Annotated in this window: 13 protein-coding genes; 5 read left to right on the top strand and 8 right to left on the bottom strand. The window is 61.3% G+C overall.

The genetic code is table 11. The features are described from left to right. Positions 1-34: 34 nt before the first annotated feature. The gene (locus GGD40_RS33165) at positions 35-1,051 is read right to left on the bottom strand and encodes a GGDEF domain-containing protein (protein WP_179709804.1); all 1,017 of its coding nucleotides are present in this window, start codon (positions 1,049-1,051) and stop codon (positions 35-37) included. Between the two features lie 236 nt (positions 1,052-1,287). On the opposite strand from GGD40_RS33165, the gene GGD40_RS33160 reads away from it, so the two are divergent. From GGD40_RS33160 to GGD40_RS33145, 4 genes are all read left to right on the top strand, one after another. Beyond that, positions 1,288-1,842, top strand: coding sequence for a cytochrome b (locus GGD40_RS33160; protein ID WP_179709806.1), 555 nt, complete (start codon positions 1,288-1,290; stop codon positions 1,840-1,842). Positions 1,843-1,957: 115 nt separating this feature from the next. After that, positions 1,958-2,569, top strand: a complete 612-nt coding sequence (locus GGD40_RS33155; protein ID WP_373565395.1) for a YceI family protein — start codon at positions 1,958-1,960, stop codon at positions 2,567-2,569. Between the two features lie 60 nt (positions 2,570-2,629). Continuing rightward, the gene (locus GGD40_RS33150; RefSeq protein ID WP_179746521.1) at positions 2,630-3,208 is read left to right on the top strand and encodes a YceI family protein; all 579 of its coding nucleotides are present in this window, start codon (positions 2,630-2,632) and stop codon (positions 3,206-3,208) included. 366 nt (positions 3,209-3,574) lie between these two features. Further along, positions 3,575-4,195 carry a hypothetical protein gene (locus GGD40_RS33145; protein ID WP_051981300.1) on the top strand — a complete coding sequence of 207 codons (621 nt, stop codon included), beginning with the start codon at positions 3,575-3,577 and terminating at the stop codon, positions 4,193-4,195. A gap of 30 nt (positions 4,196-4,225) precedes the next feature. On the opposite strand, the gene GGD40_RS33140 is transcribed toward GGD40_RS33145, so the two are convergent. The 3 genes from GGD40_RS33140 to GGD40_RS33130 all read right to left on the bottom strand — a co-directional run bounded on the left by GGD40_RS33140 (position 4,226) and on the right by GGD40_RS33130 (position 8,122). Next, positions 4,226-5,566: a c-type cytochrome gene (locus GGD40_RS33140; RefSeq protein WP_179746519.1), complete on the bottom strand. Its 1,341-nt coding sequence runs from the start codon at positions 5,564-5,566 to the stop codon at positions 4,226-4,228. Further along, on the bottom strand, positions 5,566-7,344 hold the full coding sequence (locus tag GGD40_RS33135) for a GMC family oxidoreductase (protein WP_035556152.1): 1,779 nt from the start codon (positions 7,342-7,344) through the stop codon (positions 5,566-5,568). The genes GGD40_RS33140 and GGD40_RS33135 overlap by 1 nt, the downstream gene beginning before the upstream one ends. Before the next feature lie 82 nt (positions 7,345-7,426). Beyond that, the gene (locus GGD40_RS33130; protein ID WP_179746517.1) at positions 7,427-8,122 is read right to left on the bottom strand and encodes a gluconate 2-dehydrogenase subunit 3 family protein; all 696 of its coding nucleotides are present in this window, start codon (positions 8,120-8,122) and stop codon (positions 7,427-7,429) included. Positions 8,123-8,434: 312 nt separating this feature from the next. Here GGD40_RS33130 and GGD40_RS33125 point away from each other — a divergent pair, with 312 nt between their 5' ends. Then, on the top strand, positions 8,435-9,376 hold the full coding sequence (locus GGD40_RS33125) for an AEC family transporter (RefSeq protein ID WP_179746515.1): 942 nt from the start codon (positions 8,435-8,437) through the stop codon (positions 9,374-9,376). 97 nt (positions 9,377-9,473) lie between these two features. On the opposite strand, the gene GGD40_RS33120 is transcribed toward GGD40_RS33125, so the two are convergent. The 4 genes from GGD40_RS33120 to GGD40_RS33105 form a co-directional block, all read right to left on the bottom strand. Beyond that, on the bottom strand, positions 9,474-10,352 hold the full coding sequence (locus GGD40_RS33120) for an alpha/beta fold hydrolase (RefSeq protein WP_179746514.1): 879 nt from the start codon (positions 10,350-10,352) through the stop codon (positions 9,474-9,476). Positions 10,353-10,394: 42 nt separating this feature from the next. Next, a complete protein-coding gene (locus GGD40_RS33115; protein WP_179746512.1) occupies positions 10,395-10,748 on the bottom strand; it encodes a BON domain-containing protein in 354 nt (117 codons plus the stop codon). Between the two features lie 379 nt (positions 10,749-11,127). Next, complete coding sequence (locus GGD40_RS33110; RefSeq protein ID WP_257030654.1) at positions 11,128-12,408, bottom strand: ABC transporter substrate-binding protein; 1,281 nt, start codon at positions 12,406-12,408, stop codon at positions 11,128-11,130. Between the two features lie 141 nt (positions 12,409-12,549). Then, positions 12,550-15,141 carry a PAS-domain containing protein gene (locus tag GGD40_RS33105; RefSeq protein ID WP_257030653.1) on the bottom strand — a complete coding sequence of 864 codons (2,592 nt, stop codon included), beginning with the start codon at positions 15,139-15,141 and terminating at the stop codon, positions 12,550-12,552. Positions 15,142-15,143: the final 2 nt, after the last annotated feature.

Here is a 15,143-nt window from a genome sequence, read left to right as displayed (position 1 = left end):
GAGCAACGCCGAGCCGCCGCTATGGCACCCGCCATCAGCCCACCCGGTTGACCGCCGCGATGCAGTCGCGCCCATTGTCTTTAGCAAGGTACAACTGCGAGTCCACCAGATTCACGAACGCCACCGGATCGGCCTCCGCCGCGGGAATCAGCGTGCCGACGCCGAAACTCGCGGTCACCGTCTGCCGGAACGGCGAACGCTCGTGCGCAATCTCCTCCGCCGAGAGCCGGTCACGGCATCGCTCGACGACCTGCCGCGCGGCGTCCGCACCGGTATTCGGCAGAATCAGCACGAATTCCTCGCCGCCGAAGCGGCCGACGAAATCACCCGGCCGCACCGCTTCGCTCAGCACGGCGGCCACCCGCTTCAGGCACGCATCTCCCTGCACGTGGCCGTAGTAGTCGTTGTACGACTTGAAGAAATCGATGTCGGCCATGATCAGCGATAGCGGCGCGGCATGCCGCTGCGCCGCGCTCCATTCGCGCTGCAAGACGGCGTCGAATTCGCGGCGATTGCCCACGCCCGTGAGGCCGTCCTTGAACGACAGCGCTTCGAGCTCACGTTGCAATTCGGCCAGTTTCTCTTCGGTCTTCTTGCGCTCGCTGATGTCGAACATGAAGCCGACCAGCGACTCGACCTCGCCGTTGGCGTCGCGCACCACATGCACCACGTCGCGCAGCCAGACGTATTCGCCGCGGCTCGTCAACGCGCGATAGTCCGCTTCGTGATCGGTGCCCGCCTTCGACTGCGCAACGCAGAATTCGACCACCTTGTCGCGGTCTTCCGGATGCATGCGCGCGGCCCAGTCCTGCACGGTTTTCCAGCTCGACGGCGCCCAGCCGAGCAGCGCTTCGATCTGCGGACCGATATAGGAGAACGCCAGGGTCGCCCAATCGATCTTCCACGGAATCGCTTTCGTCGATTCGAGCAAGGTACGGTAGACGGCGGCGTCGTGCTCCATGTAACCTTCCACGCCGGCAGCGGCCGGTGCGGAATCGTGACGCAGAAAATCCGCGCCGAGCGGCGCGTTGTGTTTGCCAGTGCTGTTCATCGATTCAATCCTTCCTCGCGGTCCAGCCGGCAAATTAACACAGCGCCGGGTGCGCTCAGGCGTTTTCCCGTTTGCGCGGTTTGCGTGGCCTACGTAGCGCCCAGCGTTTTATTCCACCCCCATTAGCATCACCACCACAACAATCTGTTCTCTTCTACCCGTCTATTCAGTTTTCATTGGCCTGCCTACTATCCGCATTCACCTGCGATACCGCACGCCCAACCCACAGCAAAAGAATGAAATCCCGTCCTTCAGATCCTGACCGCTATCACGGAACCGCCATTGCACTGCATTGGCTGATCGCTGCATTGATCGTCTGCGGTTTCTATATCGGCTGGATCATGACCGATATCCACGGCTTCACGCCGACCAAGCTCAAGTACTTCTCCTGGCACAAGTGGATCGGCGTGACCGTCTTCGCGCTCGCCGTGGTCCGCGTGCTGTGGCGCGCCACCCACCGCGCGCCGGCGCTCGACAGCGCCACGCCCACGTGGCAGAAGGCCGCGGCGCATCTGGTCCATGGTCTGTTATATCTGTTGATGCTGGCTATTCCGCTGTCCGGCTACCTCTATAGTTCCGCCGCCGGTATTCAGGTGGTGTATCTGGGCATCGTGCCGTTGCCCACCCTCATCGGCCCGGATCAGGCGCTCAAGGCCACGCTGCGCACGGTTCATGTGCTGCTCAATTACACGCTGCTGGCGCTGGTTGTCATGCATGTGCTGGCGGCGCTCAAGCATCAATTCGTCGACCGCGACGGCTTGCTCGGCAGGATGATTCCGTTCCTCAAGTAACGTCGCTCGACCGTCATGTGACAGGCGTAGCCGGCGATTGGCTACAGCCTGTTGGCAATCTAATTCCCAACGGTGTGCAATCAACGCACGCGGGTTCGATAGGATGCGTACCACTATGAAATCAAACGTTTATTACCCCGCCGTTCGCACGGCATTTAGCACGGCATTTCGCCCCGCGATTCGACCGATCCTCGCCGGCATCGCGGCGCTTTCGCTGTTCGGCGCCGGGCTCGCGCATGCCGACGTCGACGCCAGCAAAAGCACGGTCATTGCCACCACGAAACAGATGAACGTGCCGGTCGACGGCAAGTTCAAAAAGTTCTCCGCGCAACTGAATTTCGATCCCGCCAAGCCGACCGCCGGCAGCGCCAACGTGTCGATCGACACCGGCAGCTACGACCTCGGCGCGGACGACTACAACAAGCAGGCGCAAGGTAAGGAATGGTTCGACAGCGCGACCTACCCGGCCGCGACCTTTGTTTCCAGCGCGATCGCGCCGGCCGGCGGCAACCAGTACAAGATCACCGGCAAGCTGACCATCAAGGGCAAATCGCAAACCGTCGTCGTGCCGGTCACGGTCACGGCACAAGGCGCCACGCAAACCTTCGACGGCTCGCTGCCCATCAAGCGCTCGCAGTTCGACGTCGGCACGGGCGAATGGAAAGATACCTCGGTGGTAGCCGACGAAGTCGTCATCAAATTTCACCTCGTCGCTTCGAAGAAGTAATTCGACACCCGAAGCGCCGCAGTCTTTTTAGAAACCCCTTTTAGAAACCTGGAGAACACCTTGAAGAAATCCTTTTTGCTCGCCGCCGGCGCACTGGCCGCTGCCCTGTCGTTCAACGCAATGGCGGCCGACACGTATCAGCTCGATCCGACCCACACCTACCCGAGCTTCGAAACCGACCACTTCGGCGGCATCTCGACGTGGCGCGGCAAGTTCAAGAAAAGCAGCGGCACCGTTGTGCTGGATCGCGCGGCGAAGACCGGCACGGTGGACGTGACGATCGACATGAGCTCGGTGGATATCGGCAACGACAAGCTCGATGCGGAACTGGTCACGGAAAAGTTCTTCGACGCAACAAAGTACCCGACCGCAACGTACAAGGGCACGCAGATCCGCTTCGACGGCGACAAGCCGGTTGAAGTGATCGGCACGCTGACGATGCATGGCATCACCAAGCCGGTCAATCTGAAGATCGAATCGTTCAAGTGCTTCACGAACCCGATGCTCAAGCGTGAAGTGTGCGGCACTGAATCGACCGCCACGTTCAATCGCGACGACTTCGGCATCGACTTCGGCAAGGCTTACGGCTTCAAGATGCAGACCACGCTGCACATTCAGGCTGAAGGCATCAAGCAGTAAACGCCATTCTTGTTGAGTGTTGAGGCGGTCGCGGTAGCGGGTCGGCAGATCCGCGAATTACTGCGACCGTTTTTTTATCTGACGAATCGGCTCGCTTTTCGAGTGCAGCGCAGGTGCCGGGCACAGCTTCGAGCACGCGATTCATCCTACGAATACCCCTTTAAAACAGGCGTATTCCGTCTTTTTCAGGTCATAAGTTCCGGTTTCGTCGCGGCAGAAAACTTGAGCGCGAAGAGCCGCCACATCTCCCCGCTATTCACCCATTTGAACCGCTCCGCTCAACCTTAAAGTCGCCAGCACGGAAATAACCTTGTCTGGAGACGTTGGGTGAAACAGGTGAAACTTGCGGCCCTGGCCGCAACGGTGATGGTAATGACGGCGGGCACGCAGGCCGAGGCTCAGGAAATCTACGCACACGGCGGCACGCTCGGCGCGGGGGTCGGCGCAGCGCTGCCGTTGAATTCGTGGGCGGGCGTGCATGCGGAATTCGAAGGCTTCGGCCTGTCGCGTTCGTTCAATGTGGACGGCAACCAGTACGACGGCCATCTGAAGCTGCTGCAAGGCGGCCTCTATGTCGATCTATTCCCGTTCAAATCGAGCGGGTTTCGCGTGACCGCAGGCGCGCTGATCAATGACGACGAAGTCACCGCCCACGCCGTGCCGAACGCGCAAGGCAACTACAAGATCGGCGACGCGTTCGTGCCGGCCGTAGGCGCCGCGCCGTCCACCACGATCACGCTGCCGCGTGTGATGCCTTACCTCGGCATCGGCTATGGACATAAGCCCGTTTCGAAGGGCTTCGGCGTGACGTTCGATCTCGGTGTCGCCTATGGACGGCCGCGCACCTCGTACAGCGTGCCGGCGATCTATTCGATGCTCGCCACCCAGGCCAACATCGACCAGGAAGAGCAGAACATCAGCAATAAGGTGGAGCGCTACAAGGTCTATCCGGTCGTGCAGATCGGTGTGAGTTATCGGTTCAATTAACGCGCGGCGCTTTTGGCGCTTGGCGGGCGATCATTCCAGCACGCCGGCCGAAGCCGTTCTGGACGTAACCGGCGGCCCCGATGCCTTGCGCAGTTTCGCGACCTGACGATCGCTGGCCGCGCCGCCCCGATTGCCCCAACTGGTCTGCACAAAGGTCACCACCTGCGCGATCTCGCGATCGCTCAGGATGGCCGCGTACGGCCCCATGGCGAGCGCCGAGGGCGCACTGCGCGTCGGCGGCATCGAACCGCCCGTCAGCACGATATGAATCGCCGAGGTCGGGTCGTTGGTCTGCAGGACCGGATTGCCCGCCAGCGCCGGAAAGGCTTTGCCGTTACCTTTCCCGTCCGAGCGATGGCAGCCGGCACAGCGATCGAGATAGATCTGCGCGCCGGCATTCGGCACCTGCCCGTGATAAAGCTGCGTCGCGACGGTTGCGTCGTAGCGATAAGGCAGCGCGTCCTGCTTGTGCGGCGGCAGCGACTTCAGATAGGCCGCGATACTCGTCAGGTCCGCTTCGCTCATGTGTTGCATCGAGTTGGCCACGACGTCGTTCATGGCGCCGAATGACGCCGCATGCGCATTGCGACCGCTGCGCAGAAACGCGACGATCTCCGCGGCCGGCATGGCGGCGAGTCCGTCGCCGTGTTCGTTGCGTAACGAAGGCGCAATCCAGCCGTCGACCAACTGGCCGCCGGCCAGAAAAACCGGATTCGCGTCGTCGCCGAGCGACAACTCCTGCAGCGCGAAGCCTCGCGGCGTATGGCAACTGCCGCAATGGCCGAGACCTTGCACGAGATACGCGCCGCGTGCGATCTGTGCCGCGTTCTGTGTCGAAGAGCCGGGCTGAGCCACGTAAGCCTTCGTTGCCGGTCCGAAAAGCCGACTCCACACGCTCAGCGGCCAGCGCATGGACAGCGGCCAGGGAATATCGCTCGCGCGGTTGGTCCGCGAAACCGGCGTGACGCCATGCATGAAGTACATGTACAACGCGTGCATGTCGGTATCGTCGATATGCGCGTACGACGGGTACGGCATGGCCGGATAAACCGTATGCCCCTCTCTGGTTTTACCGTGCCGCATCAGCGCCGCGAAATCCTCATAAGACCACGTGCCGATACCCGTCGCCGGATCAGGCGTGATGTTGGTCGAATAGACCTTGCCGAGCGGTGTGGCGAGCGGCAGACCGCCGGCAAACGGCTTGCCGTTCTTCGCCGTGTGACAAGACACGCAATCGCCGGCGCTAGCCAGATAAGCGCCTCGTTCAATTTGCGCGGAGTCCGCTGCCGGCGCCGCGTAGGCGCTCCATGACAGCGACAGGATGGAGAGCGCCGCGCCAAAGCGATATCGCAAAGCGTCGAGATTCGTCATCACGCATCCACCAGCGGTCGCGGGTCTTTCAGATACTGCGTGCGGATCGCTTTCGCCGACCAGTAAGCCAGCGCGGCAACCGCGCCCGTGGGGTTGTAACCCAGTCCGACCGGAAACACGTTCGAGCCGATCGCGAACACGTTGTGCACGTCCCAGCTCTGCAGATAGCGGTTCAACGCGCTGGTTCGCGGCGACTCGCCCATGATCAGGCCGCCGGCCCAATGCGTCGTCTGATACGGGCGTACGTCGAAGTGATCGCCGAAGTTCTTTTGCGTGACCGTGTAGTCCTTCGGTCCCATAGCTTTCGCGACCTGAACCAGCTTATCGGTCACGAAACGCGTCATGCGGATATCGTTGTCTTTCCAGTCGAACGTAAAGCGCAACAGCGGCTGCCCGAACTTGTTCCGGTACGTGGGATCGAGATCGAGGTAGCAATCCCGATACACCATGTTGGCGCCGTTCGAATCGATCGACACGGTGTTCACGTAGTTGTCCTTGACCGCCTTTTTCCACGTGCTGCCCCAGCGCGGCGTGCCGGCCGGCACCGCAATGCCGGAAATCGGTTTGGCGCCGGCGGGATTGCACCATAGCGCCGCGCCGCCGACAAAACCGTGCGGACCGTGATCGAAGTTATCGCCGTTGAAGTCGTCGAACGCGACGCTATTGCCGCCCGCGCCAATGAACGGATTGCTGTTCTTGCCGGGCTCGAAGAAGAGCTGAATATTCGAGAGCATCTGGTACGACACATTCTTGCCAACCGTGCCTTCGCCGCTCACCGGATCGTATTGACGGCCAATGCCCGACAGCATGAACAGATGCGCGTTGTTATAGGCGAAGGTACTGGCAATCACGATCCGCGCCGGTTGCGCGACCACTTTGCCGGCGGCATCCACATACTCCACACCGGTCGCCACTTTGCCGGCCGTGTCGAGCGTAATGCGCAGCACGGTGCAATCAGGCCGCAGCTCGAAGTTCGGCAGGCCGCGCAGCGCGGGCAAAATGTTCACGTTGGGCGAGGCTTTCGAGTAGTTGTAGCACGCATAGCCCGAACAGAAACCACAGAAGTTGCACGGTCCCATCTGGCAGCCATACGGATTCGTATAAGCCGCCGAGACGGTGGCCGACGGCGCACGGAACGGATGAAAGCCGACTTCTCGCGCCGCCTTCATGAACAGGTGTGGACCGTACGGCACTTTCTGCGCGGGTAGCGGGAACGCCGCCGAGCGGTTCGCTTCGAACGGATTGCCGTCGCCCACCACCGTACCGTTCACACGGTACGCCTGGCCCGAAGTGCCAAACACCTTCTCGGCAAAATCGAAGTACGGTTCGAGTTCTTCATAAGACACGCCGAAATCCTGCAGCGTCATGTCCTTCGGAATGAACTTCGCGCCGTAACGCTCGACGTAATGCGAGCGCAACCGCAATTCTTCCGGATAGATTCGCCAGTGCTGGCCCGCCCAGTGCAAACCGGCGCCGCCTACGCCCTCGCCCGGTTTGAATGCACCGATCTGCCGATAAGGCAATGCGGTGTCGTTCACGTTGTGACGGAACGTGAAAGTACTGCGCGACATATCCTGAAACAGCTTGAAACGCTGCAGATAAGTGAGCTCGTCCAGCGTGGTCGGATACGCGCCGTCCGGATAGGTATCGCGGTATTGTCCGCGCTCCAGCGCGAGTACCTGCAAGCCGGCCTCGGTCAACTCTTTCGCCATGATAGCGCCGGCCCAGCCGAAGCCGACGATCACCACGTCGACCTCTTTCATCGTTTTATCGGTCATTGAATGGTCCTGATGGGGACGTGCCGGTTCCGCCGCTTGCCCCAAGGTGCAAACGCCATAAACCGGCATCGGAACATCGTATTCAGGCGCTGGACACCGGCCCAAGCGGATAACGTTTTCCGTATTGCTCGACCCAGTCGATGTAGTCGGCACGTGCGCCTGGAAAATTGATCATCTTCCAGGCCGCCATATCGCGATTGCCGCCGTGCTTCGGATCGCAGAAGTAGCCTTCATGCGTGTTCTGCAGTAGCTGGTTGAAAAAGTCCGCGGCGGGCGCCGCGCCGATATCGAGCTTGCCCTGCTCCAGTTGGCCGATCACGCTGTCGCGCGTCGCGCTGTCGAGTTCGTCGAAGTGCCGGGAAAATTGCTTGCGCAACTGTTGGTCGAGTCCGGCGAGAGCCACGCGGTACATCGCGCGCGGACTGTATTCGAGCTGATAGCCCAGCGTTGCCGGCCCCGCGACGAAGGGTCCATGCATGTACCAGAGCGCGCCATAGCCATACGGCGTGTTCATCTGCAGGTCGATGAATTCCGGCACGCCGGCTTCGAGCGCGCCGGGCCCTTCACTGTCCGCGGGGATCAGACGATCCACCAGTCCGACCAGCAGCCGCCATTCCACCGCCGCGAAATAGCGAGGCTGGAAAGGAGCCTCGCTGCCCGCCGTCGAATTCGCCATCACGCCGGCAACGCCCGCGCCGATCGCCACGGCGGCCGGCGCCGCGCTGGCGACACTGCGCATGAATGCGCGTCGCCCTGGAGAGATACCAATGGGTTTCATGCAAGCGCTCCGATTGGGATTGCATTGGATCGTGGTTGAGCGAGATCCTACGTGGGCAAGCCATTAATTAAATTAGCCGAGCCTGAAGAGTTATTAATGTGACGTGCCCCACTGCTGTTGCGTGGCCGGTCAAACAATCGCGAAGCAACACTTAATTCACTGTCCCCGCGATTCAGAACATTTCATTTTTATCAAACGACTAAATGCACGCTGCTCAATAGACTCGTTGATCGAGATCGATGCGGCGCTGAGCGGTTGCGCCCGTGTCAGGTCCTCAAGTCCACCGCGACACCATCAAGCGAGCCACTACCCATGCTTCACGAAATCAGTTATGCACTCGTGCCGTTTTTCTTCTCGATGGCAATGGGCTATCTGGCCGGAAAACTCGCGCGGGGCGCGATGCCGCTGTCGGCGATCAACTCGATGCTGGTCGACTACGCGCTGCCATTCGCGCTGTTTCTCTATACGGCGAAGATGCAGCGCGCGAGCCTCGGCAGCCATCTTATGCTGATCCTGTTGCTGATCGCGGTGATGCTGGTGCCGTATTTCGCGTCGCTCGCGCTGTCACGTTTCGTCTTCAACGTGGCGCCGTCGAATGCGGCGGTTCGCGCCGTCACCATCGGCATGCCGAACTTCGCCGCGATCGGCTTGCCGCTGCTGCACAGTGTTTACGGCGACGAGAGCAATCTGACGGTGGCGCTCGCGATCACGACAGCGTCGGTCGTGATGTCGCCGGCCGGATTGATTCTGCTGGAGCGCGCAAAAACGCGGGACAGTGGCGGCCCGCACACCAACCTGCTGGCGAAGGCACTGGTCACGACCTTCGTTAAACCGATCGTGATCGCGCCGATTCTCGGTGTGTTTGTTTCGCTGGCAGGCTGGGAATTGCCGGGGCTGCTGGTTCAGTCGCTCGGGATTATCGGCAGCACGACTGCGGGCCTCGCGTTGTTTTCAACCGGGCTGATCCTGGCGTCTCAACCGTTCCGGCTCGACCGGGAAGTGTGGGCGGGCGTGGCGCTCAGTAATATCGTTCAGCCGCTGATCGCGCTCGCGCTCGTCGTCGTGCTCGCATTGCCGAAACAGATTGCCGGTGAAGCGATTTTGCTGTCGGCCATTCCCTGCGGTTCGTTCGGCATTCTGTTCGGCCTCTCGTATGGCGTGCAGGACACCACGGCCGGGACGACGCTGGTCATGTCTAGCGTGTTGTCGATCGTCTCGCTGACGGCCACGATTTTTCTGCTGGGCTATCTTTGACCGCGTAGTCCGCAAGCACGCGGAATAGCCGGCGAGGCCACTGACCCGAAGATCGGTAGCCGCGCCGGCACGCTGCCTGCCATTCCACGTCGGACAATCAGTTGCCGGTCCAGCCGCGCAAGAAATCGATCAACAGTTCGTTGACCCGTTCCGGCTGCTCTTCCTGGGGCAAATGCCCGCATTGCGCAATCGGCTCCGCGCGCAGATGGGTTGCCATGCCTTCCCACACGGCCTTCATGTCGAACATGCCGCCCACCGCGTAGAAGTCTTCGCCCCACAGCGCCATGGTCGGGCAAGCAATCTTGACGTCGGCGTCGACCAGATCCTGCGCGACGTCGTCGGCATTCGCGCGGTAGTCGGACATGGCGCCACGCACTGCGCCCGGCCGCTTGTAGGCCTTTACGTACGTATCGAAGTCAGCGCCTTCGATCGTGTGCGGGTTGTAGCACCAGTCCGCGAAGAAGTGATGCAGCCACGTCTCTTCCTTGCCCGCGATCAGCGTTTCCGGCAGATCCGCCACGAGGTGGAACAGGAAGAACCAGTACGCGCGCGCCGTCTGCGGATTCATGTTCTGTGCGACCACGCGGGTCGGCACGTTGTCCAGCACCACCAACCGGTCCACCCGCTCGGGATGATCCTTGGTCAGCCGCGTCGCCACGCGTGCGCCGCGATCGTGCCCAACGAGCGCGACCTTGCCGATACCCAACTGGTCGAGCAGGCTGATGATGTCCAGCGCCATGTTGCGCTTGTCGTAGCCCGAGCTGGGTTTGTCGGTTTCGCCGTAGCCCCGCAAATCGGGTGCAATGACCCGGTAGTGCCGGGCCAGCACGGGCATCTGATAACGCCATGCGAAGCTGGTCTCGGGAAAGCCGTGCAGTAGCACGACGACCGGGCCACTGCCGGCATCCAGGTAATGTTGCCGGATACCGTTGGCGCGAATCGTGTGATGCCTGATCGCGATCGACTCTGTTTCCATGTTGTGATCCTCGAAGTGATTGAATGCGCGACGCTACTGCGCTTACTGCGCGCCTTCTTCTTCAACGATCAGACGATTGTCGACGGCCGCCACTTGCGGAACGCGTTGCGCGACATCGCCCGCTTTCTGGATCTGGCTTGCCTCGGGCACCGTGCCAACGAGCGAGACCGTGCCGCCTTTCACCAGCACCGCGATGTTGCTGGCCTGCAGGCCCTTGGTCTTATAGAGCGCTTGGCGAACGGACTTCGACAGTTGACGGTTGTGCAGACGGGCATCCGCTTTCGTCATGGCGACTGCCGGCTGCGATGCGGCGGCGTCATTGGCGGTTTGAGCGATAGCGAGGTGGGAGGCAAACGCGGCCGCGATACTTACCGCGGCGAATGCGGAAATTCGCATGATGGATTCCTGATAGAGGTTCGGGGAGAAGAGACCGTAAAGGCCATGTCGCGGCATGGTGAGCCTGCCGCCATTGCAACGACACCATCGTAGTTGCCGTTTCCCGCTAAAGCCCCTAAAACCTTCTTAAGCCTTACTAAGCGCGATCTGCCAGCGAACAGCGGCCGCCGCTCGCCGCTGCTCCCGCCTGTTAAAAAGCGTGAATATTCCTGAAGAAATCGCGTCGGGACTCCACCTTCGAAGCGACTAAACAGCACGGACCATTCACGCTCCCGTACCGCACGTGCGATTTATCGTCAGCCAGGCTCCTGCACGATGTCGTATAAGCGAGGCAGATGCAGTATCCGTGGGTGCCGCGCAACCAGGAATAGGAACCCGCTCACTGCCAGACTCCATTCGGCGCCAACCGCTTCAGGGAAACCGAAAGTTTCGCCAGCGCATTCGCAGCATGATCGTGACCCGCCAGCACCTCATGCGCGGCATTCCAGAACTGTGCGCTGACCTCGCTGTACTCCGACCCGGTCACGGCCGATGGCCGCGCCACCGCCGCATTCAGTGTCGGCAGCAACGACACCATATACGGATTGGCCTGACGCACGCCTTTATCCGAGTAAAGAGAAGGAATCGTCGGATTGAACGAGGCCTGAATCGCGCGCTTCCTCTGTACCTCCGCGCTCGTCAGATACATCACGAGATTCGCCGCCAGTTTCGGATTGCGGGAATAGCGCGACACCGCAAGTTGCCAACCACCCAACGCCCCGACCGACTTGCCGTCGGCACCGCCCTTCGGCAACGAAGCGATGCCGACCCTACCCCTGACCGGACTGTCGCTCCGGTTTGCAATCGACCACACATACGGCCAATTACGCATGAACACCGCATTACCGGCCTGAAACACGCCGCGTGCGTCCTCCTCGCCGTAATTCAGCACAGCCCGCGGCGTAATCGATCCCACCCATTTCGCGGCGAGATCAAGCGCTCTCGCGGCTGCGGGATTGTCGACCGTAACCTGCCCCCGATCGTCGATCACGTCGCCGCCGTTGTAGCTGCTGATCCATTCGAGCGCATCGCAACTGAGTCCCTCGTACGCTCGACCCTGCCAGACGAAGCCCCACATCTTTTCATTGCCGGAGGCCCGTTCGGCCCGCTGGATTCTGCTTGCGTACGCATCCAGTTCGTCCCATGTCGTGGGCACATTCAGATGATATTTTTCCAGCAGATCTTTACGGTAAAAAAGAAGCCCGGTGTCGATGAACCAGGGCATGGCCACCAGTCTGCCGTTCACCGTGTCGTTCGCCACGAGGCTCGGGAAAGATTGATGTTCCTGGCCCTTGCTGTAGGGTCGAAGATCGATCAGTTGATTCGCGAAAATGCCGGGCCACACGGCGTCGATCTGCATGACGTCGATCTGGTCCGATCCGCTATTCAGGAGTTGCCGGTAGAGCGTCAGCGTCTCGCTGGCATCATTCGGCATGTTGACGAATTCGATCTGGTTGCCGGTTTTCTCCGCCCAAACGTTAGCCGATACCCTGCAGATATCCTGATCCACGCCCGCCGAACCGCACGCAATGCGCAGCGTCGCCGCGCCAGCCCGACCGGCGACGAGCATCAGCGCTAAAATCAGTACGGCAGCCTTGATCTTGACCACGAATGTTCTCAATTCCTGTTTCTGCCTGTTCTCGAACGAATGGATGCACACGCATCTCGACACCGCCTACGCGTAAAAGACACTATTTTCGTTAATGGCGAATTGCACGAAATGGCCGCTACATTAACAATTGAAACAAACCATCGGGCAGCGTTATCGCAGCAACACGGCAAGCGCCTCCAGGTCAAACGGTTTCGCCAGAAAGGGCAGGTGCGGGTTCCAGTCCGGATGGGCGTGATGTACTTCGGGAGGTAGTCCTGAAGTCAACGCGACGCGCTGACGAGGCCAGCGCCGCATCAACTCCGCGGCCAACGCGATTCCGTTGCCGCTTTCGCCGAGCGTAATGTCGGAGAGTACGAGCGTGACGGGCCCCTGTGTCTCCAGCCAATGCAAGGCAGCCTCCCGTGTACAGACGGCGTCCGCGCTCACACCGAGTTCGGCGAACTGGCTGAGCACCGTACCGCGTACGTCGACGTCGTCCTCGACCACCAGCACGCGTGCGCCTCGCACAGGCGCGACCTGGCGCGCAGGAAAAGTACGCGTCTCGCTCGCGCGCGTCGGCGCCTGGCCAGCGGGCAAGCGCAATTCGACACGCGTGCCCTCCCCAGGAACACTTTCAATCCGCATGTCGCCGCCGCTTTGACACACGAAACCGTAAACACTACTCAGGCCAAGGCCACTCCCCTCACCGGCGGCCTTGGTCGTGAAGAACGGTTCGACCACCTTGTCCAGGAACACCGGCGCAATCCCGCAACCCGTGTCCACGACGGCCAGCACCACCGCATCCGATCCGCCATTCGGACCAATCGACTGCTCGGCGCGATACGCCGACAGCGTGAGCGCGCCACCGCCCGGCATCGCCGCGGCACTGTTGAGCGTGAGATTGAGTACGGCATTTTCCAGTTGCGCCCGGTCGACATTGACCCAGAGTGATTCCGCGGGCGCCTGCAGCATCACGTTCACACCGACGCCCGCCGAATACTCCACGAGGTCGAGCATTTCGAGCAGCATATTGCCCACCGACACGCACTCGGCATGCAGGGGTTGACGTCGGGCGAAGGCGAGGAGCCGCCGCGTCAAAGCTGACGCCCGCTCCGCCGCGCGGCGTGCGCGCTCGGTCATGACCAGCGCTTCGGGTTGAGTCTGTAATCGCGGCAGCAACAGTTCGAGATTGCCGAGAATCGCGACCAGAAAATTGTTGAAGTCGTGAGCGACGCCGCCGGTCAGTTGTCCGAGAACCTCCATTTTCTGAGCCTGGCGCAACTCGGCCTCCACGGCGCGCCGGTCGGTCAGATCCCGGCATACCGCCACCCAGCCACCGTCCGGCAGCGGCTGCGAATGAAACTCGAGGATGCCATGCGCGCGAATGTGAAACTCCGCCGATTCCGCGATACGCCGCCCTTCCCGCGTATGCGTGGCGCTTTTGCGCGACACCTGTCGCCAGTAAGCCGGGCGGTCGACCGAGCGTCGCAAATCGCCGAGCGACATGCCCGGATACAACGAACCGGGGGGCAAGCCGAGTAAGGTCGCAAAGGTCGGATTCCATGAGACGAGTTTGCCGTGTTCGTCATGCACGGAAACGCCGTCATTCATGGAATTCAGCACGGATTCCTGCAATCGGCGCTGCGCTTCGAGACCCTGCATAAGCCGCTGCTTGTCGAGCAGATTCGCGCGGAACACCTCCAGGGTGCGCGCCAGTTCACCCACTTCGTCCGGCCGGTGCGTGGACGGCGCCTGCCCGGACGTATCGACGGCGGCGAGTCGTCCCAGTACGCGTGTCAACGCCTGGAGTTTGCGCAGAACACGGTTAACGTAGGTCACGCCGGCGATCGCGACCGCGACGGCCGCGATCGCCAGCAGCGCGAGTCCCGACAGACTCGACAACGCGACCTTGCGCACTTCGTCGCTTCGTTCGCGCGCAATATTGCGCAAATGCTCGACGTAATGCGCTGCCTTGCCGCTGAGATGATCCGAGTGCCCGCGCAACAAGGTCACGAGATAACTCGTGCGCGCCTCGCTGGTCAGAAACGCGCGTCGTATCACGTAGACACTGTGCTCACCGTTATCGACCTGCGCGAGCGCACGCGCAATCTGCGGCTGCCGCCGGTCTTCGCCGCGTAATTTCACCTGTAGCCACAACGCTTCGTTGTCACTTTCCGCGGAACCCAGTTCGGCCATGTTGGCCGCTTGCAATGCGCTCGTTGTACGCGCCCAGACCTCGAGGAGCGTCGGCGAGCTCTGCGCAAACGTGCTTTTCCCCCGCGCGATGCTGTCGCCGATGTAGTCGGTATCGGCGCTCAGCGTCGCCAGATCTTTTCGCAATTGCCGTTGCCGGACGGACTCCACCAGCAGCCGTCCGAGATCCTGATCGATCGCATCGAGCTCGCTCGTCACCGCAAGGTTATCCCCTGCCCGGTTGGCCTGTCCCGGTGCCAATCTGCGAATATCGCCAAGCAGTCCGCCTAGCAGCTCCGCATCGTTACGGAGAAGATCCGACGAGTCCGTCAGCGTCATACCCGGCGCAACGGCCGCCAATTGGGCGACCCGATCGGAGAGCTCGAGCGCGCGAGCGATCTCGGGTACCACTCTGGCCTCGTACTCATTCAATGCGTTCAGATTCGCGCGCATGCCGAGTACGCTCACGACAACGACCGCGAGCGTGATGCCGAAAAGACCGAGGAAAATTACAACCAGCTTCGCACGCACGCTAACGCGCGACGCCCACATTCGGGAGGCGGTCCACATGA

The organism is Paraburkholderia bryophila (assembly GCF_013409255.1).
In the GTDB taxonomy this organism is placed as follows: domain Bacteria; phylum Pseudomonadota; class Gammaproteobacteria; order Burkholderiales; family Burkholderiaceae; genus Paraburkholderia.
Note: the sequence above shows the minus strand (reverse complement) of the source record. Positions and strands in the feature narration are given on the sequence as shown.